This is a genomic window from Acinetobacter sp. NCu2D-2, from assembly GCF_001647675.1.
Taxonomy (GTDB): Bacteria; Pseudomonadota; Gammaproteobacteria; order Pseudomonadales; family Moraxellaceae; genus Acinetobacter.
Genome location: NZ_CP015594.1, coordinates 2165439 through 2185887, shown reverse-complemented (window position 1 = coordinate 2185887; position 20449 = coordinate 2165439). Strand labels below are relative to the sequence as shown.

Annotated in this window: 27 protein-coding genes; 21 read left to right on the top strand and 6 right to left on the bottom strand. The window is 41.9% G+C overall.

The window, feature by feature from the left end; all coding sequences use genetic code 11:
- The first annotated feature begins 13 nt into the window (after positions 1-13).
- The 16 genes from rplE to A3K93_RS10410 all read left to right on the top strand — a co-directional run bounded on the left by rplE (position 14) and on the right by A3K93_RS10410 (position 9426).
- Positions 14-550: a 50S ribosomal protein L5 gene (gene rplE, locus A3K93_RS10485; RefSeq protein ID WP_067731181.1), complete on the top strand. Its 537-nt coding sequence runs from the start codon at positions 14-16 to the stop codon at positions 548-550.
- Positions 551-559: 9 nt separating this feature from the next.
- Positions 560-865, top strand: a complete 306-nt coding sequence (rpsN, locus tag A3K93_RS10480; protein ID WP_067731180.1) for a 30S ribosomal protein S14 — start codon at positions 560-562, stop codon at positions 863-865.
- Positions 866-877: 12 nt separating this feature from the next.
- Positions 878-1273 (top strand): 30S ribosomal protein S8, encoded by a 396-nt coding sequence (gene rpsH, locus A3K93_RS10475; RefSeq protein WP_067731179.1) that lies wholly within the window; start codon positions 878-880, stop codon positions 1271-1273.
- A 13-nt stretch (positions 1274-1286) separates the two neighbouring features.
- The gene (gene rplF, locus A3K93_RS10470) at positions 1287-1820 is read left to right on the top strand and encodes a 50S ribosomal protein L6 (RefSeq protein WP_067731178.1); all 534 of its coding nucleotides are present in this window, start codon (positions 1287-1289) and stop codon (positions 1818-1820) included.
- A gap of 14 nt (positions 1821-1834) precedes the next feature.
- Positions 1835-2185, top strand: a complete 351-nt coding sequence (gene rplR, locus A3K93_RS10465) for a 50S ribosomal protein L18 (RefSeq protein ID WP_067731177.1) — start codon at positions 1835-1837, stop codon at positions 2183-2185.
- Positions 2186-2187: 2 nt separating this feature from the next.
- Positions 2188-2685, top strand: coding sequence for a 30S ribosomal protein S5 (rpsE, locus tag A3K93_RS10460; RefSeq protein ID WP_067731176.1), 498 nt, complete (start codon positions 2188-2190; stop codon positions 2683-2685).
- Between the two features lie 5 nt (positions 2686-2690).
- Positions 2691-2867, top strand: coding sequence for a 50S ribosomal protein L30 (gene rpmD / locus A3K93_RS10455; protein ID WP_067731175.1), 177 nt, complete (start codon positions 2691-2693; stop codon positions 2865-2867).
- A 3-nt stretch (positions 2868-2870) separates the two neighbouring features.
- Positions 2871-3311, top strand: a complete 441-nt coding sequence (gene rplO, locus A3K93_RS10450; RefSeq protein ID WP_067731174.1) for a 50S ribosomal protein L15 — start codon at positions 2871-2873, stop codon at positions 3309-3311.
- A gap of 45 nt (positions 3312-3356) precedes the next feature.
- Positions 3357-4676 carry a preprotein translocase subunit SecY gene (gene secY, locus A3K93_RS10445; protein WP_171255108.1) on the top strand — a complete coding sequence of 440 codons (1320 nt, stop codon included), beginning with the start codon at positions 3357-3359 and terminating at the stop codon, positions 4674-4676.
- 19 nt (positions 4677-4695) lie between these two features.
- A complete protein-coding gene (rpmJ, locus tag A3K93_RS10440) occupies positions 4696-4812 on the top strand; it encodes a 50S ribosomal protein L36 (protein WP_000867907.1) in 117 nt (38 codons plus the stop codon).
- Between the two features lie 107 nt (positions 4813-4919).
- The gene (gene rpsM, locus A3K93_RS10435; protein WP_004281492.1) at positions 4920-5276 is read left to right on the top strand and encodes a 30S ribosomal protein S13; all 357 of its coding nucleotides are present in this window, start codon (positions 4920-4922) and stop codon (positions 5274-5276) included.
- A gap of 19 nt (positions 5277-5295) precedes the next feature.
- Positions 5296-5682 carry a 30S ribosomal protein S11 gene (rpsK, locus tag A3K93_RS10430; RefSeq protein ID WP_001040166.1) on the top strand — a complete coding sequence of 129 codons (387 nt, stop codon included), beginning with the start codon at positions 5296-5298 and terminating at the stop codon, positions 5680-5682.
- A gap of 12 nt (positions 5683-5694) precedes the next feature.
- Positions 5695-6321, top strand: a complete 627-nt coding sequence (gene rpsD, locus A3K93_RS10425) for a 30S ribosomal protein S4 (protein ID WP_067731172.1) — start codon at positions 5695-5697, stop codon at positions 6319-6321.
- Positions 6322-6337: 16 nt separating this feature from the next.
- Positions 6338-7345, top strand: a complete 1008-nt coding sequence (locus tag A3K93_RS10420; protein WP_004869497.1) for a DNA-directed RNA polymerase subunit alpha — start codon at positions 6338-6340, stop codon at positions 7343-7345.
- Positions 7346-7363: 18 nt separating this feature from the next.
- Positions 7364-7729 carry a 50S ribosomal protein L17 gene (gene rplQ / locus A3K93_RS10415; RefSeq protein ID WP_004691290.1) on the top strand — a complete coding sequence of 122 codons (366 nt, stop codon included), beginning with the start codon at positions 7364-7366 and terminating at the stop codon, positions 7727-7729.
- A 206-nt stretch (positions 7730-7935) separates the two neighbouring features.
- Positions 7936-9426: a flavin-containing monooxygenase gene (locus tag A3K93_RS10410; protein ID WP_067731171.1), complete on the top strand. Its 1491-nt coding sequence runs from the start codon at positions 7936-7938 to the stop codon at positions 9424-9426.
- 57 nt (positions 9427-9483) lie between these two features.
- On the opposite strand, the gene A3K93_RS10405 is transcribed toward A3K93_RS10410, so the two are convergent.
- Entirely contained in the window at positions 9484-10656 is a 1173-nt protein-coding gene (locus A3K93_RS10405; protein WP_067731170.1) for an acyl-CoA dehydrogenase family protein, read from the bottom strand.
- A gap of 184 nt (positions 10657-10840) precedes the next feature.
- On the opposite strand from A3K93_RS10405, the gene A3K93_RS10400 reads away from it, so the two are divergent.
- The 5 genes from A3K93_RS10400 (at position 10841) to A3K93_RS10380 (ending at position 16008) form a co-directional block, all read left to right on the top strand.
- Positions 10841-11098 carry an FAD assembly factor SdhE gene (locus A3K93_RS10400; protein ID WP_067731169.1) on the top strand — a complete coding sequence of 86 codons (258 nt, stop codon included), beginning with the start codon at positions 10841-10843 and terminating at the stop codon, positions 11096-11098.
- Positions 11091-11474: a hypothetical protein gene (locus tag A3K93_RS10395; protein ID WP_067731168.1), complete on the top strand. Its 384-nt coding sequence runs from the start codon at positions 11091-11093 to the stop codon at positions 11472-11474. Before A3K93_RS10400 ends, A3K93_RS10395 begins: the two co-directional genes overlap by 8 nt.
- Before the next feature lie 496 nt (positions 11475-11970).
- Positions 11971-13002: a hypothetical protein gene (locus tag A3K93_RS10390; protein WP_067731167.1), complete on the top strand. Its 1032-nt coding sequence runs from the start codon at positions 11971-11973 to the stop codon at positions 13000-13002.
- Between the two features lie 80 nt (positions 13003-13082).
- The gene (gene rrtA, locus A3K93_RS10385; RefSeq protein WP_067731166.1) at positions 13083-13664 is read left to right on the top strand and encodes a rhombosortase; all 582 of its coding nucleotides are present in this window, start codon (positions 13083-13085) and stop codon (positions 13662-13664) included.
- 157 nt (positions 13665-13821) lie between these two features.
- Complete coding sequence (locus A3K93_RS10380) at positions 13822-16008, top strand: TRAP transporter large permease subunit (RefSeq protein ID WP_067731165.1); 2187 nt, start codon at positions 13822-13824, stop codon at positions 16006-16008.
- A 43-nt stretch (positions 16009-16051) separates the two neighbouring features.
- On the opposite strand, the gene A3K93_RS10375 is transcribed toward A3K93_RS10380, so the two are convergent.
- The 5 genes from A3K93_RS10375 to A3K93_RS10355 form a co-directional block, all read right to left on the bottom strand.
- Positions 16052-16927 (bottom strand): DMT family transporter, encoded by an 876-nt coding sequence (locus tag A3K93_RS10375; protein WP_067731164.1) that lies wholly within the window; start codon positions 16925-16927, stop codon positions 16052-16054.
- 52 nt (positions 16928-16979) lie between these two features.
- Positions 16980-17408, bottom strand: coding sequence for a hypothetical protein (locus A3K93_RS10370; RefSeq protein WP_067731163.1), 429 nt, complete (start codon positions 17406-17408; stop codon positions 16980-16982).
- Between the two features lie 27 nt (positions 17409-17435).
- Positions 17436-17636: a YheV family putative zinc ribbon protein gene (locus A3K93_RS10365; RefSeq protein ID WP_171255107.1), complete on the bottom strand. Its 201-nt coding sequence runs from the start codon at positions 17634-17636 to the stop codon at positions 17436-17438.
- Positions 17637-17676: 40 nt separating this feature from the next.
- On the bottom strand, positions 17677-19716 hold the full coding sequence (locus tag A3K93_RS10360) for a M3 family metallopeptidase (protein WP_067731161.1): 2040 nt from the start codon (positions 19714-19716) through the stop codon (positions 17677-17679).
- 74 nt (positions 19717-19790) lie between these two features.
- Positions 19791-20378, bottom strand: a complete 588-nt coding sequence (locus A3K93_RS10355) for a hypothetical protein (RefSeq protein WP_004896106.1) — start codon at positions 20376-20378, stop codon at positions 19791-19793.
- Positions 20379-20449: the final 71 nt, after the last annotated feature.

The following is a 20449-nucleotide window of genomic DNA, read 5'->3' as shown; positions in this document are numbered from 1 at the left end:
GTTGAAATAGGCAATGGCCAGACTTAAAGCGCGTTACAACGACGAACTTAAAGCTCAATTACAAGAGACATTGGGCGTTAAGAATGTGATGGATATTCCTCGCATCACTAAAATCACAATCAACATGGGTGTTGGTGCAGCTTCTGCTGACAAAAAACTCCTTGATGGTGCTCTTGCAGATATGCAAGCGATTGCTGGTCAAAAACCAGTTCTTACGTTAGCTCGTAAATCTATCGCTGGTTTCAAAATCCGTGATGGTTGGCCGATTGGTTGTAAAGTTACTTTACGCGGCGAACGTATGTACGAATTCTTAGACCGTTTGATCTCGATTGCGATTCCTCGTATCCGTGACTTCCGCGGTTTCTCTGCGAAATCGTTCGACGGTCGTGGTAACTACTCAATGGGTCTTAAAGAACAAATCATGTTCCCTGAGATCGATTTTGATAAGATTGATCGTATTCGTGGTATGGACATTACCATCACTACGACTGCTCGCACCGATGACGAAGGCCGTGCGCTTATGCGTGCATTCGGCTTCCCGTTCAAATAAGAGGTCGATATGGCTAAGAAAGGTATGATTAATCGCGAATTGAAACGCGAAGCTACTGTTGCTAAATACGCTGCAAAACGTGCTGAATTAAAAGCTGTTATTGCAAACGTAAATGCATCAGACGAAGAACGTTTCGAAGCGATGATGAAATTACAAGCATTACCACGTAATGCATCTCCAGTACGTCTACGTAACCGTTGTGGTTTAACTGGTCGTCCTCATGGTTACTTCCGTAAGTTCGGTCTAAGCCGTAACAAATTACGCGATACAGTAATGCAAGGTGATGTACCGGGCGTTGTTAAGGCAAGCTGGTAAGGAGCACTATAAATGAGTATGCAAGATACCGTTGCCGACATGTTAACTCGTGTTCGTAACGCTCAAATGGCGAAGAAACAAACTGTTTCTATGCCTAATTCTAAGTTGAAAGTTGCGATTGCTAACGTACTTCAACAAGAAGGTTACATCTCTAACGTAGAAGTTGCGGAAGCTGAAGGCAAACCAACTTTAACAATTACGTTAAAATATTTCGAAGGCAAACCAGTTATCGAAACTGTGAAACGCGTAAGCCGTCCAGGTCTACGTCAATATCGCGGTAAAGATGCACTTCCTAGCGTTAAGCAAGGTTTAGGTATTGCAATTGTTTCTACAAGCAAAGGCATCATGACTGATCGCGCTGCACGTGCTGCAGGCGTTGGTGGTGAAGTTATTGCTTTTGTTTCTTAATAGGTGATTCCTCATGTCTCGTGTGGCTAAAGCCCCAGTAACTGTACCTAACGGTGTAACAGTTACTCAGAACGGCCGGCAGGTCGAAGTGAAAGGCACTAAAGGTACATTGTCTTTCAACCTGCATGCGCTGGTCGAGCTTAAACAGGAAGACGGTACTCTAGTTGTTGCTCCAAAAGCTGAATCGAAAGATGCTTGGATGCAAGCTGGTACTGCTCGCGCTGTGCTTAACAACCTTGTAAAAGGTGTTAGCGAAGGTTTCGAACGTAAGTTACAGCTTATCGGTGTTGGTTATAAAGCTGCGGTTAAAGGTAATGTTATTAACCTTAACCTTGGTTTCTCTCACCCGATCGACTACAACCTTCCTGAAGGTGTAACTGCTGAAACTCCAACAGCAACTGAAATCGTTCTTAAATCTGCTGATAAAGCACGTTTAGGTCAAGTTGCTGCAGATATCCGTGGTTACCGTCCACCAGAGCCTTATAAAGGTAAAGGTGTTCGTTATTCTGATGAAGTTGTACTTCGTAAAGAAGCTAAGAAGAAATAAGGCGCGAGGTTCTTATGAACGAAAAGAAACAATCCCGTTTGCGTCGTGCGAAAAGCACACGCTTGCACATTCGTGCATTGGGTGCGACTCGTTTGTGTGTAAACCGCACTCCGCGTCACATCTATGCTCAAGTTATCTCAGCAGATGGTGGCAAAGTATTAGCGCAAGCTTCTACTTTAGACGCTACTTTACGTGCGGGTACAACTGGTAATGTTGAAGCAGCTCAAAAAGTAGGTGCTTTAATCGCAGAACGCGCTAAAGCAGCTGGTATTACTAAAGTTGCATTTGACCGTTCTGGTTTCAAATATCATGGTCGTATCAAAGCCTTGGCTGATGCTGCTCGTGAAAACGGCTTGGAGTTCTAATCATGGCTAAAGTTGAACAAAACGAAGGTCTTGTTGAAAAGCTGGTTGCCGTTGATCGTGTAGCCAAAGTTGTTAAGGGTGGTCGTATCTTCTCTTTCACAGCATTAACTGTTGTGGGCGACGGTAACGGTCGTGTAGGTTTTGGTCGTGGTAAAGCACGTGAAGTTCCAGCTGCTATCTCTAAAGCACTTGAAGCTGCTCGTCGTAACATGATTACTGTTGAACTTGTTAACGGTACTGTACAACACCCTATTAACGCTCGTCACGGTGCAAGCCGCGTTTACATGCAACCTGCTTCTGAAGGTACTGGTGTAATTGCTGGTGGCGCTATGCGTGCAGTTTTAGAAGCTGTTGGTGTACGTAACGTATTAACTAAATGTTATGGTTCTACAAATGCTGCTAACGTAGTAAACGCAACTTTCAACGGTTTGCGTGATATGACTTCTCCTGAGAAAGTCGCTGCGAAACGTGGTCTTACTGTTGAACAAATTCAAGGGTAATAATCATGAAAACGATTAAAGTTACCCAGACTAAATCTGCAGCGCACCGCTTGAAAAATCACAAGCTTAGCCTCAAAGGTTTAGGTCTGCGTCGTATTGGTCATACTGTAGAAGTGCAAGATACACCTTCTAACCGTGGTATGATCAACCAAGTTTACTATATGGTTAGTGTAGAGGAATAAGCCATGACTCTGCGTTTAAATACTATTGCACCTGCAGAAGGTGCTAAACGTAATAACTTACGTTTAGGTCGTGGTATCGGTTCTGGCGTTGGTAAGACTGGTGGCCGTGGTGTCAAAGGTCAAAACTCTCGTAAGAGCGGTGGTACTCGTCCAGGTTTCGAAGGTGGTCAAACTGCGATCTACCGTCGTCTACCTAAATTCGGTTTCACTAGCCAACAAGCTTTGAAAACTGCTGAAGTACGTTTATCTGAGCTTAGCAAAGTTGAAGGCGACATCGTGTCTCTTGAAACTTTAAAAGCTGCGAACGTTGTACGTAAAGATATGCTTCGTGCTCGTATCGTGCTTTCTGGTGAAATTACTCGTGCATTCACTGTTCAAGGTGTTGCTTTGACTAAAGGCGCTAAAGCTGCTGTTGAAGCTGCTGGCGGCAAAGTCGAGGAGTAATCTCCAGTGTCTATGTCTCCTAGTTCTACAGGTCATGTCAATATGATGAAAGGCCAACCGTTTCATGTGAAATACCGTGAAATTATTCGCCGAATGATGTTTCTCATTGGTGCGTTGTTGGTGTTTCGACTAGGAGCGCATATTCCAGTACCAGGCATTAATAGTGCCGCTTTAGAGAATTTATTTAATGCAAACTCAGGCACCATCCTGGGTTTGTTTAATATGTTCTCAGGCGGTGCATTAGAGCGAATGTCTATTCTTGCTCTTGGGATTATGCCGTACATTTCTGCTTCGATTATCGTGCAGTTAATGTCTACGGTAATTCCTTCGCTGGAAGCTTTGAAAAAAGAAGGCGAACAAGGCAAACGTAAGATAAATCAGTACACACGACAAGGTACGTTGTTACTTGCATTTGTGCAGTCTGTTGGTATGTGTGCAGGTTTGATTAGTCAGGGCATTACTTTGACTTCAGGCTTAGCATTTTATGTGCCGGCTGTAACTTCACTGGTTGCAGGTACAATGTTCTTGATGTGGTTGGGTGAACAGATCACCGAGCGTGGGGTGGGTAATGGTATTTCCATGATCATCTTCGCGGGTATTGTTGCAGGGTTGCCTAACTTGGTTATGCAATCTTTAACTTCTGTTGATAACGGACAATCAAGCTTGATTGGCTTGGCTGTATTCGCTTTGTTATCAGTGGCTGTACTTGCAGCAATCGTGTTTATTGAGAAAGCGCAACGTCGTATTCCAGTAAACTATGCTCAAAAACAACAAGGTCGTCGCGTATTTACTGCACAACAAACACATTTGCCATTAAAAATTAATATGGCGGGTGTGATTCCAGCGATTTTCGCAAGTTCACTGCTTTTGTTCCCTGCGAGCTTAGGTCAGTGGGTGGGTAGTGCAGATCCTAAAGCGGGTATTATTCAGCGTAGTCTACAAGATTTGGCACTAGTTTTATCGCCTGGTCAGCCGTTGTATTTGGTGCTCTTTGGTGCGTTAATTATCTTTTTCTGCTACTTCTATACTGCACTTGTGTTCAGTCCTAAAGAAGTGTCAGAGAACTTGAAACGCAGCGGAGCTTATGTGCCTGGTATACGTCCAGGTGAGCAAACTGCTCGTTACTTAGATCATATTCTCAATCGTTTGACCTTTATTGGCGCGATCTATATCACAGTCATCTGTTTAATGCCGATGATTCTACAAAGCTCATTTGGTATTCCATTTAGCTTAGGTGGTACATCGTTACTGATTGTAGTGGTTGTTGTGATGGACTTTATGGCTCAGCTACAAGCACATCTCACTTCGCACCAGTACGATAGTCAAACATTAATGAGAAAAACGACTGCTCATCCTAAGGGATAAGCGCACTTGAGGTTTCATCATGAAAGTACAAGCTTCTGTAAAGAAAATTTGTGGTAGCTGCAAAGTTATCCGTCGTAATGGGGTTATCCGCGTAATTTGTAGCGCAGAACCTCGTCATAAGCAGCGTCAAGGTTAATCTGATCAAGACCTGTTGATTTCAGTAGGCGAATTAGGTTATTATCCGCCCCTCAAGATTTTTGTGGGGCGGTTGATTATCTCTACTGCCTTTTTGGAGAAAATTGAATGGCTCGTATTGCCGGTGTAAACATTCCGGATAACAAGCATGCTGTTATCTCTCTAACGTATATCTTTGGTATTGGTCGCCATACTTCAAAAGCTATCTTAGCTGCTGCTGGTATTGCTCCAACTACTAAGATTCGTGAACTAGATGACGCTCAGCTTGATGCGATTCGTGCAGAAGTTGCTAAGGTTCCGACCGAAGGTGATTTACGTCGCGAAATTTCCATGAACATTAAACGTTTAATGGATTTAGGCTGCTACCGCGGTCTTCGTCATCGTCGCAGCTTGCCTGTCCGTGGTCAACGCACCAAAACTAACGCACGTACCCGTAAAGGTCCGCGCAAACCAATTAAGAAATAAGATTTCTGGAAGCTAAAAGATGGCTAAAGATACACGCACACGCAAGAAGGTCACTCGTACCGTCTCTGAAGGTGTTGCACACATTCACGCTTCTTTTAATAACACCATTGTGACTATTACCGATCGTCAAGGTAATGCACTGGCTTGGGCCACTTCAGGTGGACAAGGCTTCCGTGGATCACGTAAATCAACTCCGTTCGCTGCTCAGGTAGCTGCTGAAGTTGCTGGTAAAGCAGCTTTGGATTACGGTTTGAAAAACTTGGACGTCCTTGTTAAAGGTCCTGGTCCAGGTCGTGAATCTGCGGTTCGTGCTTTAGGTGCAGTGGGTTATAAAATTAATAGCATTACCGATGTGACTCCAATTCCTCACAACGGTTGCCGTCCACCTAAAAAACGTCGCGTCTAAGGAGAATCATTCATGGCTCGTTATATTGGTCCAAAATGCAAACTCTCTCGCCGCGAAGGGACAGACCTGCAATTAAAATCTGGCGTTAAACCATTTGACGTTAAGACTAAAAAACACGCTAAAGCTCCTGGTCAACACGGTGGAGCTCGTGGCGGCAAACAATCTGAGTACTCACTACAATTACGTGAAAAACAAAAAGTACGTCGTATGTACGGTGTTTTAGAACGTCAATTTAGTAACTACTACAAAGAAGCAGCTCGTGTTAAAGGCGCAACAGGTGAAAACTTGTTGAAATTGCTTGAAAGCCGTCTTGATAACGTTGTTTATCGCATGGGTTTTGGTTCTACACGTGCAGAAGCTCGTCAGCTTGTATCTCACCGTTCAATCACTTTAAATGGCCGTCGCGTTAACATCGCGTCTATCCAAGTTAAAGCTGGTGACGTTGTTGCAGTACACGAAGGCGCTAAACAACAATTACGTATCAAAAACGCAATTGAATTAGCTGCTCAACGTGGTACTCCTTCTTGGATGGAAGTAGACCATTCTAAATTAGAAGGTACGTTCAAAGCTGCACCAGATCGTTCTGATTTACCTGCTGAAATCAACGAAAGCTTGATTGTAGAATTGTATTCTAAATAATCCTTGAGGTAGCAATATGACGCGTACTGCAAATGAGTTTCTAACACCGCAAGCGATCAAGGTCGAAGCGGCAAGCGGGACCTCGGCAAAAGTTATTCTAGAACCCTTAGAGCGTGGCTTTGGTCATACTCTTGGTAATGCTTTACGTCGCATCCTTCTTTCTTCTTTACCTGGCGCTGCTGTGGTTGAAGTTGAAATTGAGGGTGTTGAGCACGAGTACAGTACTTTGGAAGGCTTGCAGCAGGACATCGTCGAGCTCTTGCTGAACCTAAAAGGATTGTCTATTAAGCTGTTCGATCAAAATGAAGCTTATTTGACATTAGAAAAACAAGGTCCTGGCGACGTAACAGCCGCTGACCTTCGTTTACCTCATAATGTTGAAGTGGTTAACCCTGAACATTTGATCGGTACTTTAAGTGCTTCAGGCAATCTTAAGATGCGCCTGAAAGTTTCTCAAGGTCGTGGCTACGAGACTTCTGACTCTCGTTTCCCAGAAGGCGAAACTCGCCCAGTGGGTCGTTTGCAGTTAGATGCGTCTTATAGCCCAATCAAACGTGTGTCTTACACAGTAGAAAATGCTCGTGTAGAACAACGTACTGACCTTGATAAACTGATCATTGATCTTGAAACCAACGGTACTGTAGATCCTGAAGAAGCGATCCGCAAAGCTGCAACAATCTTGCAGCAACAAATTGCGATCTTCGTTGACCTTCAAAAAGATCAAGCACCTGTTGCTCAAGAACCTCGTGAAGAAGTTGATCCGATTTTGCTTCGTCCAGTAGATGATCTAGAGCTTACTGTTCGTTCTGCTAACTGTTTGAAAGCAGAAAACATTTACTACATTGGTGATCTTGTACAGCGTACTGAGGTTGAGTTGCTTAAAACTCCTAACCTTGGTAAAAAATCGCTTACTGAGATCAAAGATGTTCTGGCTTCTAAAGGCTTACAACTCGGCATGCGTTTAGAGAACTGGCCACCAGCTAGTCTCCGTATGGACGATCGTTTCGCCTATCGTAGCCGTTAATTAAGTAGGACTATCACCATGCGTCATCGTAATAGTGGTGTGAAATTAGGCCGTACAAGCAGTCATCGTAAAGCGATGTTCCAAAACATGGCTAATTCTTTGTTCGAGCACGAGTTAATCAAAACTACTGTGCCTAAAGCAAAAGAGTTACGTCGTGTAGCTGAGCCTTTAATCACTTTAGCTAAAAACGATACTGTTGCAAACCGCCGTTTAGCGTTTGCTCGTACTCGTTCAGCAGCAACTGTTGGTAAATTATTTACCGTTCTTGGCCCTCGTTACAAAGAACGTAACGGCGGTTATCTACGTGTTCTTAAAGCGGGCTTCCGTGCAGGTGATGCTGCGCCAATGGCTTACGTTGAGCTAGTAGATCGCGAAGTTAAATAATTTCGTGTAGAAAACAACTCAGTTGTTCTCGAAAAAGGTCGGTTGAATAAACCGGCCTTTTTTTATGGTTATAGTATTGTCAGACAAAAAATATAAATGACCTCAAAAGATAAATAATAGGACTGTTTTAACTAAACTTGACATTGTGTATTGTCAATTTTGTGTTTTAATAAAATAAATGAGATCACTTAGGTTAAAAGAACAACATGGAAAAGCAAGTTGATATTCTAATTGTCGGTGCAGGTATTTCAGGTTTAGGTCTAGCTGCCCACCTTTCTAAGCACTGTCCGCAACGTAGCTTCGATATCATTGAACGCCGTGAAAGTTTTGGCGGTACATGGGATTTATTTAAATATCCGGGTATACGTTCTGACTCAGATATGTCAACGTTCGGTTTTAACTTCAAACCGTGGAAAAAAGCCAATGTTTTGGCTGAAGGACCAGCGATTAAAAATTATTTATCAGAAGTGATTGATGAATTTAAACTGAAAGAAAAAATTCATTTTAAATATCGTGTTTTGACTGCGAACTATGACTCAACCACCAAAAAATGGACTGCTGAGATTGAAAACGCTAAAGGCAAAAAAGAAACCTGGGTGGCGAATTTCGTTTTAGGCTGTACGGGCTATTACAATTACGATGCCGGCTTCCAGCCTGATTTTCCAAATCAATCTGCATTTAAAGGACAATTTATTCATCCGCAACATTGGCCGGAAAATTTAGATTACACAGGTAAAAAAGTCGTGATCATTGGTAGTGGTGCAACTGCAATTACCCTTGTACCTGCTATGTCTAAGGGTGGGGCAGCGCATGTAACGATGTTACAGCGTTCACCGACGTATATCGCTTCAATACCATCTATTGATATTGTTTACGAAAAAATGCGTAAACTTTTGCCTGAAGATGTTGCTTATAAGTTAACCCGTGCACGAAATATTGGTGTACAGCGTGCGATTTATGCAGTTGCGCAAAAACAACCAAAGCTATTACGTAAATTCCTATTGAAATCGATTGAGTTACAGCTTAAAGGTAAAGTGGATATGAAACACTTTACCCCTGACTATAATCCATGGGATCAGCGTTTATGTGTTGTGCCAGATGGTGACTTATTTAAAATCTTACGTTCAGGTAAAGCATCAGTTGAAACTGATCAAATCGAACAATTTACTGAAAATGGTATTCAGCTTAAATCGGGTAAACATTTAGATGCTGATATTATTGTCTCAGCGACAGGCTTGAATATCCAAATTCTAGGTGGTATTCAGGGTACAGTTGATGGTAAGCCTTTAGACACTTCAAAACATATGCTTTACAAAGGTGTAATGGTGAGTGATGTACCAAATATGGCCATGATTATTGGTTATATCAACGCATCATGGACATTAAAAGTCGATATCGCTGCGGAATATATTTGTCGCTTACTGAATCACATGGATCAAAACCAATACGATGAAGTGGTTGCCACAGGTGATGCCACAGAGTTGATGGATGATACGGTGATGGGTAGCCTGACTTCAGGTTATATTGCACGTGCTGCCAATGTGATGCCTAAGCAGGGTAAACACGCACCATGGAAAGTAACCAATAATTATCTAGCTGATCGTAAAGAGTTAAAGAACTCAAGTTTTACCGATGCTGTGCTTAAATTTCATAAGCGTGAACATCAGTTAGATCGTAAGCCAAAATTGGTATCGTAATTTAGATATAAAAAAGAGCACATCATGTGCTCTTTTTTTTGTTTCTTAGACGGGCTTTTATAGTGTTCTAGAGATCAGCTCTTTCATAATTTCATTGGTGCCTGCATAAATACGATTGGCACGATGGTCGATATAGGCACGTGCAATTGGATATTCCATCATATAGCCATAGCCACCATGCAGTTGTAAGCATTCATCGACGACTTTGCTGTATAAATCTGAAATTTTGTATTTAGCCGCTGCTGCCGCATCAATACCTAATTCATTTTTAATTTGTAGTTGCATACAATGGTCTAAGTATGCACGGCAGAAATCGATTTCTGTTCTGAGTTCCGCGAGTTTAAAACGGGTATTTTGAAATGACGAAATCGGTTTGCCAAACGCTTGACGTTCTTTGGTGTATTTCACGGTATGCGCAAAAGCCGCTTCTGAACCTGCTTGGCAGATAATTGCCACAATGAGCCGTTCCCATGCTAGCTCTTTCATGAGCATCATAAAGCCCATACCTTCTGCACCTAATAGATTGCTTTTCGGTACACGAACATTGTCAAAGAATAGCTCACAGGTATCTTGGCCTTTCATACCAATTTTATTTAAAGGTTTACCCTTAGAAAAACCCGCGCGATCTGCTTCGACTATGATGAGTGAGAGGTTGGCTGAACCTTTTTCATTTTGACCTGTTTTACATACCACAATCGCCATGTCACACAAATAACCATTAGTAATGAAAATCTTTGATCCATTAATAATGTAGTCATCACCATCGGCAACAGCACTGGTTCGTACGGACTGTAAATCTGAACCCGTACCCGGTTCCGTCATCGCAATAGCAGTAACGACTTCGCCTGTTGCCATTTTTGGGAGCCAATTTTGTTTTTGGGTTTCGTTGCCAAAGTTATAAATATAATTGGCGACAATATCGGAATGCAGTGAAAAGCCTGTCGCAGAATCACCCGCATAGGCCTGTTCTTCAATCAGGATCATGCTATATAAGCGATCTACACCTGAGCCGCCATATTCTTCAGGCATTGTGGAGCAGAGTAGTCCAAGTTCGCCTGCTTTATTCCAGAGCGCTCGATCAACATGCTGTTGCTGCTCATATTTTTCGGTATTTGGAATTACTTCACTTTCGTAAAAGCGTCGTACAGTGTCACGGAATGCTTCATGTTCACTGTTAAATAGTTGGCGCGGTAACATATTGCTTAAGGGACGAATCGCAGCAGATTGCATATTGTTTTTATCTCAGTCTTATTGTGATGAAACCAAAGTAAAAGACTTGCGGCACGCTCACAATGTGCAGTGTGCTCAATTATGAATAAATGCATGATGGATTTGGTCAATCTCTTGATTTCTAGTCAACAAGTAGCTTGGGATCGGGTAAACTATTCAGATTCATTGATGATTGGGGTATGCGATGACTGATGACATCAGCCTAGAAGAACGCAAAGTCATTTACCGCGCACGTCGTGGTTTAAAAGAAATTGATGTATATTTTGATCCGTATGTGAAAAATCACTATTTGTCGGCATCTGCGGAAGAAAAACAGATGTTTGCAGATTTAGTTGCACAAGAAGATCCAGATTTACTCGATTGGTTTATGGAAGTCTCTGAGCCACCACGTCCTGAATTAAAAGATTTTATTAAGAAGTTGAAATTTTACGTTCATGGATAGTCGCTGTTTTAAGCTGAAACGCAGTTGGTTTGCGCTTGGGTTTCAGCTTTTGATTTTTATTATATTGATGTTTGTATTGTACCAGTTGGTGCCACTGTGGTTATGGGCGATGTGTGTGATCGCAGGACTGGTGATGTATCAACTGTTTTATCAAAAATCACCTAAGATTGATCAGTTTGAATATTTGGATGGACGGGAATGGAGTATTTCTTGTCAAGACCAAGTCAAACGGGTTGAGATTAGCCATGTGATCGATCATCAAGTGTATATCGTGGTGTATTTTCGTCATGCTAAAGCACGTCCACTCTTGATTTGGTGTGATCAATTGCCTATGCAACAATGGAAAGCCTTAAAAGCATTTACCCAGCTTGCTTGAGTTATCTTTATAAAAATGCGCTCAATTTAGCCGCATTTTAACTCTCAAATTGTCAGACAAAATCAATAAAAAGTTTATAAATATCTAAATTGTCTGACAATTATCCCTTTTTCTTCTCGTCAAAATATGTACAGTAAATTCACCAACAGCAAACAAAGGAGATCGTTATGGTCGTTTTGCCAATGTGGGTGTTTCTAATCGTAGCCATTGTTATGGCCATAGTCATTGGACGACTTGGAACATTGCTGAAGGATCAGTTTTCGGAAAAATAAGTGTGAGAAACACTTTCTCAGTTAATAAGTAGCATGTGCTGAACCGTCGCAATGCTACTTTTTTTTGCCTAAAATTTGGATAAAGTCGAGCTTCAGTCAATTGCAGTTGTGGTCATTCATGTCAAAGTGAATCGTCTAATTTAGAGTAATTACTCTTTTCATCATAAAATGCATCTGATATGTTTATCGGGAAGGACATAATCACAATTATAGAGGACAGGAAAATGTCGAGCGTCCAAAAAATATGCCAAGGTGTGGCTGCAATTGCAATAACAACAACAGTATTAACCGGTTGTTCTCAAGTCATTAAAACAGGTGCCAATGTTGCACTCGGTTTCACTGAAAAACATATTGTTCCACCTATTTTGGCGATGGATGATGCTGAAATGGTGTGTAATTCTGGTAATTCTTTAACGCCAGCAATTATGGCAACCAAAGATATGGGGGCCGATCCGACCCGTGTTGCCGTGCTGATGTACTCGGCAGCAGGTATTTGTGCGGAACAAAAAGCCTTAGATGCTGAACTGCGTTATATGCGAGCTTCAAAAGATCATAAAGTGGCTGAAGCTCAAGATGCCCGTGTAGAGCAAAAACGTTGGGCAGCACTAGCAGCACAGCGCCAATACACAGGTTATCAACTGTTCCAGACGCGTTATGAGAAAAAATACAAGAAGCCGCTGGGTGATAGCTGCCCACGTATGAATAGTGATATCGAACAAACCGTTTATTTACTCGGTATGTTAAGTGGTCTTCAGGCGATGACCAATGACATCAATTCTGGTGGTGCAGTACAAGTACCAAAAGATATTGCTGCTGTGGTAGAGCGCGGCATGGTGTGCTTGGACAATACTAAATTCTGGGGTGCACCAAACGCGACTCGTGCTGTGATTTGGACATTACTGCCAGGTGCAGGGGATGGTAAACCAGATCCGTACCAAACCTTGAAACAATCTACACAAATTGGTGAGCAAAAGGGTGTACGTTTATCTCATGCATTGTATGCTGTCGCTGCACAAGCCAGTGGTGATGATGCCAAAATCCGTGATGCTTTAAGAACATTCTCACAAGCACGGAGTGAAGAGAAACCAATTAACCCGCAGTTCAAGCTGATTGATAGTATGGCAGCGAGTATGGTGCACGGCATCGCAGATCGCTATTGGACTGAAAATACCGGTGTACGTAGTACAGATGAAGGTTTAGAGCGTTTCTGGGATGACACAGAAGATTCATCAGATTTGGATGAATTATTTAATTAAGTCAGTGTTATCTGATGATGGATATTCGAGAGGTATCGTGCAATTGCGACATCTCTTGAGAGATTAAATTGGAGCAGCCGATGAAGGAACACCATCTGCAACATAAAATTATTTTTATTGCGGTTGTGGTCTCGATTTCGGCTTGCCTTCAAATTTTTAAAGATACTTTTATCTATTGGCAAGATTATATCTTAAGTGAACCTTGGCGTTTATGGACGGCACATTGGGTTCATGTCGGTTGGATTCATTATTTTCTTAATATTCTCGCATTTGCGTGTTTACCTTTCATTTTTCCACGTGTTTCTGTCGCTCATTTTATTGCTTTATTTCTCATCATTCCGCCACTGGTGAGCTTAAGTTTTTACTATTACCTCACGGATATTGGCGCTTATGCCGGTTTATCAGGTTTATTACATGGTGCTTATGCTGCAGTCGCCTGTGTACATTTACTTTATAAACGTGAACGACAATTTGCTGCAGGGGTACTGTTTTTAATATTCGTAAAATTGATTTGGGAAAATACCATTGGCAGTACAGGGACAGCGCAGTTAATTGGTACCCCTGTCTTGGTCGAAGCCCATTTGCTAGGTGTGATTTGGGGGATTGTGGTCGCAATAGTGTATATCGCAGGTGATTACTGGCTCGACCGTGATGGAAATTGATCAAAAAATCGCAAAAGAAAATTTAAATTGTCATTTTAATCCTGCCAAATTTAAGGCAGAGTCAAAAGCAAAATAAATAAGGTGCTGAGAAAAGGATATTTTCAAAGCAAAAGGAAGAAGCGCTGTAGGGTGCTCGAAAAGAAGAATAGGAAATTACATGCAACAAGATGATCAAAACAGATCAGGACAAGGTCTGTTGAGTTATATATGGACCGAATGGATCTCGACCTTCGTTGTCCTTATTCTGCTGCTTCTCACCTTGGTGATTGGTACGGGTGAAATGATTCACGGCCAATTATTACGTATGGGTGAACGTCTTTATGGCGACCCTGCGACAGGTATGCAGTATTCATTCCTTCGAGCAGAGCCGACAGCGCCACAATGTAATCGTAATATCGACGTCGATGCTGCGGTACAAAAACAAATGAAAGAAGATGCTGCAGATGAATATGCAGATTTCTTTGGTGTGCGTTCAGAAGCAGATGTACGTGGCGCAATTATGCAAGCACAGCAAGTCTGTGAAGAATCCTATACGTTCTACGATAAAGCGGTTGAGCATATTAAAGCCAATCCAAGTATCAGAGCGTACCGTCAGTTTGAAACCACATTCTTTGGTTTATTCAAATTCGGTACTGAAAATCGTGCATTACTCTTAGTGATTATGGTGGTGTTTGCAGCAATTAGCGCGACTTTAAAAACCCATCATATTGGCTTACGCAGCCCTGCAACTAAAATTGATTTCAGGCTTTACAGTATTGCAATGTTGATTGCCAATGGGTTCTTGGCATTCTCTGCTTATAGTCAATATCAATCGGTACTGAATTCCGGCGTGCCAATGGGGGAAATGAAATACATCTATTGGTTATGGATGATTTTATTTAGCACCTTAACCCTGATCAGCCTATTCCAAATGGTTAAGCAGCCGAAGCCAACTAAAGAGGGTGGCAGTATCGGCATGGCATTCTTGAGTATTCCACTCTATGCCTATATGGCGATTTCAACAGGATTTAATTTTACTTTCCTAATGGATTACCCAATGGGACAGGGGATTTATCTCGGTCAGTTGGTTGAGTTCTCCAGTATTTTCTTAAACTTGGCATTGTTTATTTGGGCGGGTATGTTGCTGAAACAAACTCGTGTGGTCGACAAATTCCTGAATGTTTTACGCCCTTGGAACTTGGCACCTGAAACGCTGACGTGGTTAATTTTGATTGCAGCAGCATTACCAACGGCATATACCGGTGCATCAGGGATTTTCGTGATTGCTGCCGGTGCAATCATTTATAAAGAAGTGTGGAATGCAGGAGGGCGCCGTCAATTTGCCTTGGCTGCAACAGCAATGTCAGGCTCATTGGGTGTCGTACTACGTCCATGTCTATTGATTGTCGTAGTGGCATCTCTCAACAAAGAGGTGACAACAGATCTGCTTTACCACTATGGCGTGTATGTGTTCCTTGTGAGTTCAACACTCTTCTTACTGATTTCATTATTCTTTGCAGAAAGTAAGTTCCGTATTGCAAAACCAAGTGTAGCCGCACCTGATTCTGGTCGTGCATTGGTTGCTGTTGTGCCATATGTGATTATTTTCTTAATGACATGGGTATTCTACAAATATGCACTATCTACCGATCTAAATGAGTTTACTGCACCAGTCATGATGCCAGTGATTCTACTGATGGTGGTGTTATTTGATAAATTACGTCATGAGCCTGCACCACTGCCACCAGTTGGACATTGGGATGCTGCACTAGATGTCAATACCACAGGTCATGCCCCTGCTCCAGAGGAACGTCCAGAAGCGCCACAACGTCAACTTGGTTTCTGGAAATCAATGCATATCTCTACCAGTGAAACAGTAGGGCACATTGGGGCACTGGTTATCTTAATGGCGTTGTCTGTCAGTGTGGGTGGCCTACTTGAACGTATGGAAATTATGGAAGCGTTCCCGACAGATATTAACAGTACAATTTTAGTGATTACGATGATTGTCGGCTTAATGATCTTTGTGGGGATGATCATGGACCCATTCGGTGCTGTGATTCTGATTTCTGCGACAGTTGCACCAGTGGCTTATCAATATGGTATTGATCCAGTACATTTCTGGATGATTACGTTGATTGGTTTTGAATTGGGTTATGTGACCCCACCTGTGGCACTGAATCACTTATTGGCTAGGCAGTCCATTGGTGATGAAGAGGTTGCGGCAGCCGATGCAGAAGTCCGTCATATGTCCTTCTACTATCGTTATGAACGGTGGATTCTGCCAGTGATTGTATTGTTACCGGCGATGCTGATCATTGCCTATGTGCCATACATCTTTAAGTTGTTTGGTTGGTATCAATAAGTCAGAAATAAAAAAAGCACCTTCGGGTGCTTTTTTATATGTCTTAATTTCGATTGAGACGTTTTTGTAGCATTGGGCTACAGAGTACAATTGCACAGAAGATCAGACTTAGACCGATTAAACTATAAAAATCAGGTAGCTCATTCCAAAATAGATATCCCCAAATTCCCGCAAAAATAATCGCAATATAATTTACAGGTCCGATTTGACCCGCAGGTGCAAGTTTATAGGCATAGGATAAAAAGATTTGACTGACATTAGCGAGAATTCCAGCCACCACTAAATATGTTAATTCCGTCCATGTATAGGGTCGCCATAGCCAAAACATCGGAATGATTGAGATGATTGTTCCAATCAGGCAAAAATAAAACACGATTCGCTCTGGTGGTTCTGTTTGAGTCAGTGCGCGCACTGTTACAAATGCCAAGGCTGCCATAAAACTTGCAGTCAGTCCGACGAAGGACATGAGATCAAATAGACCCGCATCGGGTTTCGCAACACAAAGTACGCCTAAGAACCCAATCGATGCAGCCACAATCATGCTGGCTGTGACTTGCTCTTTAAGAAATAACCATGCAATTAAAGGAATAAAAATAGGCGCTGAATAGGTGAACACCATGGCATTGGAGAGTTTTAAATGGGCAATCGCATAGAAAAAGCCATACATAGCAATTGAGCCAATAATTGCCCGCCAGGTATGCATCCAAAGTTTTTCAGTTTTAAAATGTTGAATGCCTTTAGTCAAAATAAAAGGCATGAACAGAAAGAGTCCGACGACATTTCTAAAAAATACAATCGTGAAATTATCAACGCTTCCTGAGGCGTAACGAATGCAAACGCCCATAATGGAAAAGAGCAGCGCGGAGCAAGTCAAACATAAAATTGCTTTGAGCAACTGAGAAGGAGGTGCTGCTGTCATAGTGCATTCTAAGCTAGGAAATATTTGAATATTCTAGCTTATTTTATGCACATTATTTGCCTTGAGCGAGTTGAGCTCCTAATAATTTAATTTGTTCTTCTTTCAGCGCAATCAGTTGATCCGCATCTTGGTGTTGAGCGGCAAGTGTTTGCTGCTGTTCCTTAAGCTGTGCCTGAATATCATCTAACTTGGCTAATTCGTCCTGAGCCAAGGTTGGATTTTCTGGAATCTCGGCTTGAAGTAAATCATCATCTACCAGTTTTTTAGTTTGTGATGATTCAGGTGTAACATCAGTTTGAATTGTAGAGGAAGGTGAGTTGTCTTCTTTTGAGGAAGTAGGTGCAATAAGCACCTCCTCAGCTTGTTCGGTTTGCTGAGAAGACATGAACCATTGATAACCAGCAATCAGTGCAACAATTGCTATTAATCCCCCAATAATCCCCATCAAAAGTTTTTGATTATTTTTTTCATTCACTGACATGGCTTAAACCTGAATCATATTTTGTGTTTAGCGCGGTTTAAATTGAATCACTCCAATTTCGTCGGGTACAGCAGGTTGCTCAGGTTGGTCGACATGTGTTGGACGGTTTTCTTCGTAACCGCAGTCAATACACTCAATCCATTCATCATCACCTGAGGTCAGCATGACAACCCGATCCATTGCCTGACATTTTGGACATTTCGCACCCGCAATGAAGCGTCGTTTTATCGTCATCATACTCACCTTGTGAACAACTTAAAACAGTAGTTTAAGCGTTTTTAGCGCCATTCGTCCAACCTTGATGACGCAGTAAGGCATCAATTTTTGGTTCACGTCCACGGAAATTCACGAATGCATCAAGTGCGGTGTCTTTACCACCGACCGCAAGAATATTTTTACGGAATGCTTTACCTGTTTCAGTATTGAAAATTCCTTCATTTTCAAAACGGTCAAAGGCATCACTGGCTAAGACTTCCGCCCATTTATATGAGTAATAACCCGCAGCATACCCACCTGCGAAGATATGACTAAAGCTATGTTGGAATCGGTTATAAGCTGTGGTCGGTAAGACAGTATATTGGGCACGAATTTCGTTCAGTGTCTGTTGAACTTGTTCAGCATTTAATGCGGAAGTTGCTTTATGAATGCTTAAGTCAAATAATGCAAATTCAAGTTGACGTAAAGTTTGCATACCGGATTGGAAGAAACGTGCATCGAGCAAAGATTTTAATAAATCGGCAGGTAGCGTTTCTTTACTCTCAATATGCTCACTTAATACATCTAAACTTTCTTTATCCCACGCCCAGAATTCCATAAACTGACTTGGTAATTCTACGGCATCCCACGCTACGCCATGTGTACCCGCAACAGCAATGTTATCCACTTCAGTCAGCATATGATGTAAGCCATGACCAAATTCGTGGAATAAAGTAATCACTTCATCATGGGTGAGCAGGGCAGGTTGATCACCAATGGCAGGGGTAAAGTTACCGACCATATAGCAAATTGGTTTTTGCAAGCCATTTGAAGTTTGCATGCGTGAACGGAAGCCACTCATCCAAGCACCGCCACGTTTGCCTTGACGTGCATATAAGTCAAAGTAGAAACCGCCAATCACTTGACCTTGATCTTCCAGTTCGAAGTAACGTGCATCGGGATGCCAAACAGGCGCTTCACGTTCAATGACTTTAATACCGTATAGGCGGTTTACGATGCTGAATAAACCTTTTACTACTTTGGGTGCAGGGAAATACGGTTTTAAGGCTTCTTGAGATAAATTGAACTGCTGGACTTTGAGTTTTTCAGAATAATACGTGCTGTCCCACGGTTGTAACTCGGTAATGCCATCCTGTGCAGCAATCGCTTTGAGTTCAGCAATTTCTTTCGTTGCAGGTTCACGAGCATGTTCAGCCAAATCACGTAGAAACTCATCGACAGCAGTAACACTCGGTGCCATTTTGCTAGCTAAAGATAAATCTGCATAGCTGTCAAAGCCGAGTAAATGTGCCATTTCATGACGCAGACTTAAGATTTCTTCGATGACAGGCGTATTATCAAATTCAGTTTTATCAGACTGATCTGATGCACGTGTGGTATAGGCTTTATACAGTTCTTCACGTAATTCACGATTTTCAGCATAGGTCATAATCGCTAAATACGACGGAAAATCTAAAGTTGCGACAGGCTGTTCTAGCTCACGTTGCTGACCATATTGTTTAAGCAGCTCAATACTACTTTTAGGAAGACCTTTAAGCTGTTCTTCATTGAGTGGTTTGAAATAGGCTTGAGTGGCGTCTAACACGTGATTGGAGAAATCAGAAGATAACTGAGATAAACGTGCAGAGATTTCGGCATAACGTTTTTTCGCGTCACCTACTAAAGCGACGCCTGACAATTTGAAGTCACGCAGTGCAAGTTTAATTGCACTTTGTTGTGCAGCAGGTAAGTCGTTAAATACAGGTGAGTCATGTACGTGCTGATAGGCTTGATAAAGCGCCGTATGTTGACCGAGTGCAGTATAGTATTCACTCAGTGCAGGTAATAAAGACTGATAAACTTCGCGTGTTTCCGCGTTATTCATCACGGCATTTAAATGCGAAAGTACACCCCATGATTCGCTCATCTCATTTTCAAGCGTATCGATCTGTTCTAGGGTTTTTAACTGTTCGACCACGCTTTCAGGCGTAGCAGTCAACGCATCTAAAAATTGCTGTCCAGATTGAATAGTGTTTTCAATTTGTTGTTTTAAATCCGCAAGTGTAATTTGGTCAAACAGTGGTACAGGCAACGTTGCCTTTTCTAAAGTCATATCGGTCTACTGATTTATTTCCTGTGTTAATTCTAGAAGTAAGGCTTCTAGAAGGATAAATCAAGCCTTGGGTGCTATTTATTCTGTGTTGCTTTGACAATTTGGATGGATTCGATCTTTTTGATGTAAGTCCCAAATTGCCCTTGGATGACGGACAGCTTTATCTGTAAAACCTGATTTTTATAGTGTTCATATTCATTTGAACTGAGTCGAAAAATACCAGATCCATCATACGCTGTATCCAAAAAATAGCTGACGCCATGTTTATATGTCTGCTCTTTCACTGCACTTGTCTCAACGGTCACGACACTAGGTGTACCAAAAACAAGGGTATGCAGTAGAGGGGGATAAAACACCAGATTCAAATAACAAATCAAAATTGCAAAAAGAGGCAGTAGCAGTAAGAAATAGAATTTCGGTTTTTTCTTTGCATTTTTCCATGTGCGGGGAATGACCCATTCACCCTGTCGATGGAGCATATAAAAGTAGATCAAAATCACCAAATACATAACGATTGCTAAAATGAAAGCACATATTTTGACGTGATCCGTTGGGGTGAAATCTAAGCTAAAGATGGCAAAAAGCGCTGAGATCGTCAGCAAGAAAAATGCGAACAAGACATAGTTGTGATAATCATATTTCGAGATCTTTTGCGGATTCATTGTTTTTAAGTAGCTTATTTTTATATGGATATATTAAAACAAAAAGAGCGCCGTAGCGCTCTTTTTATTTA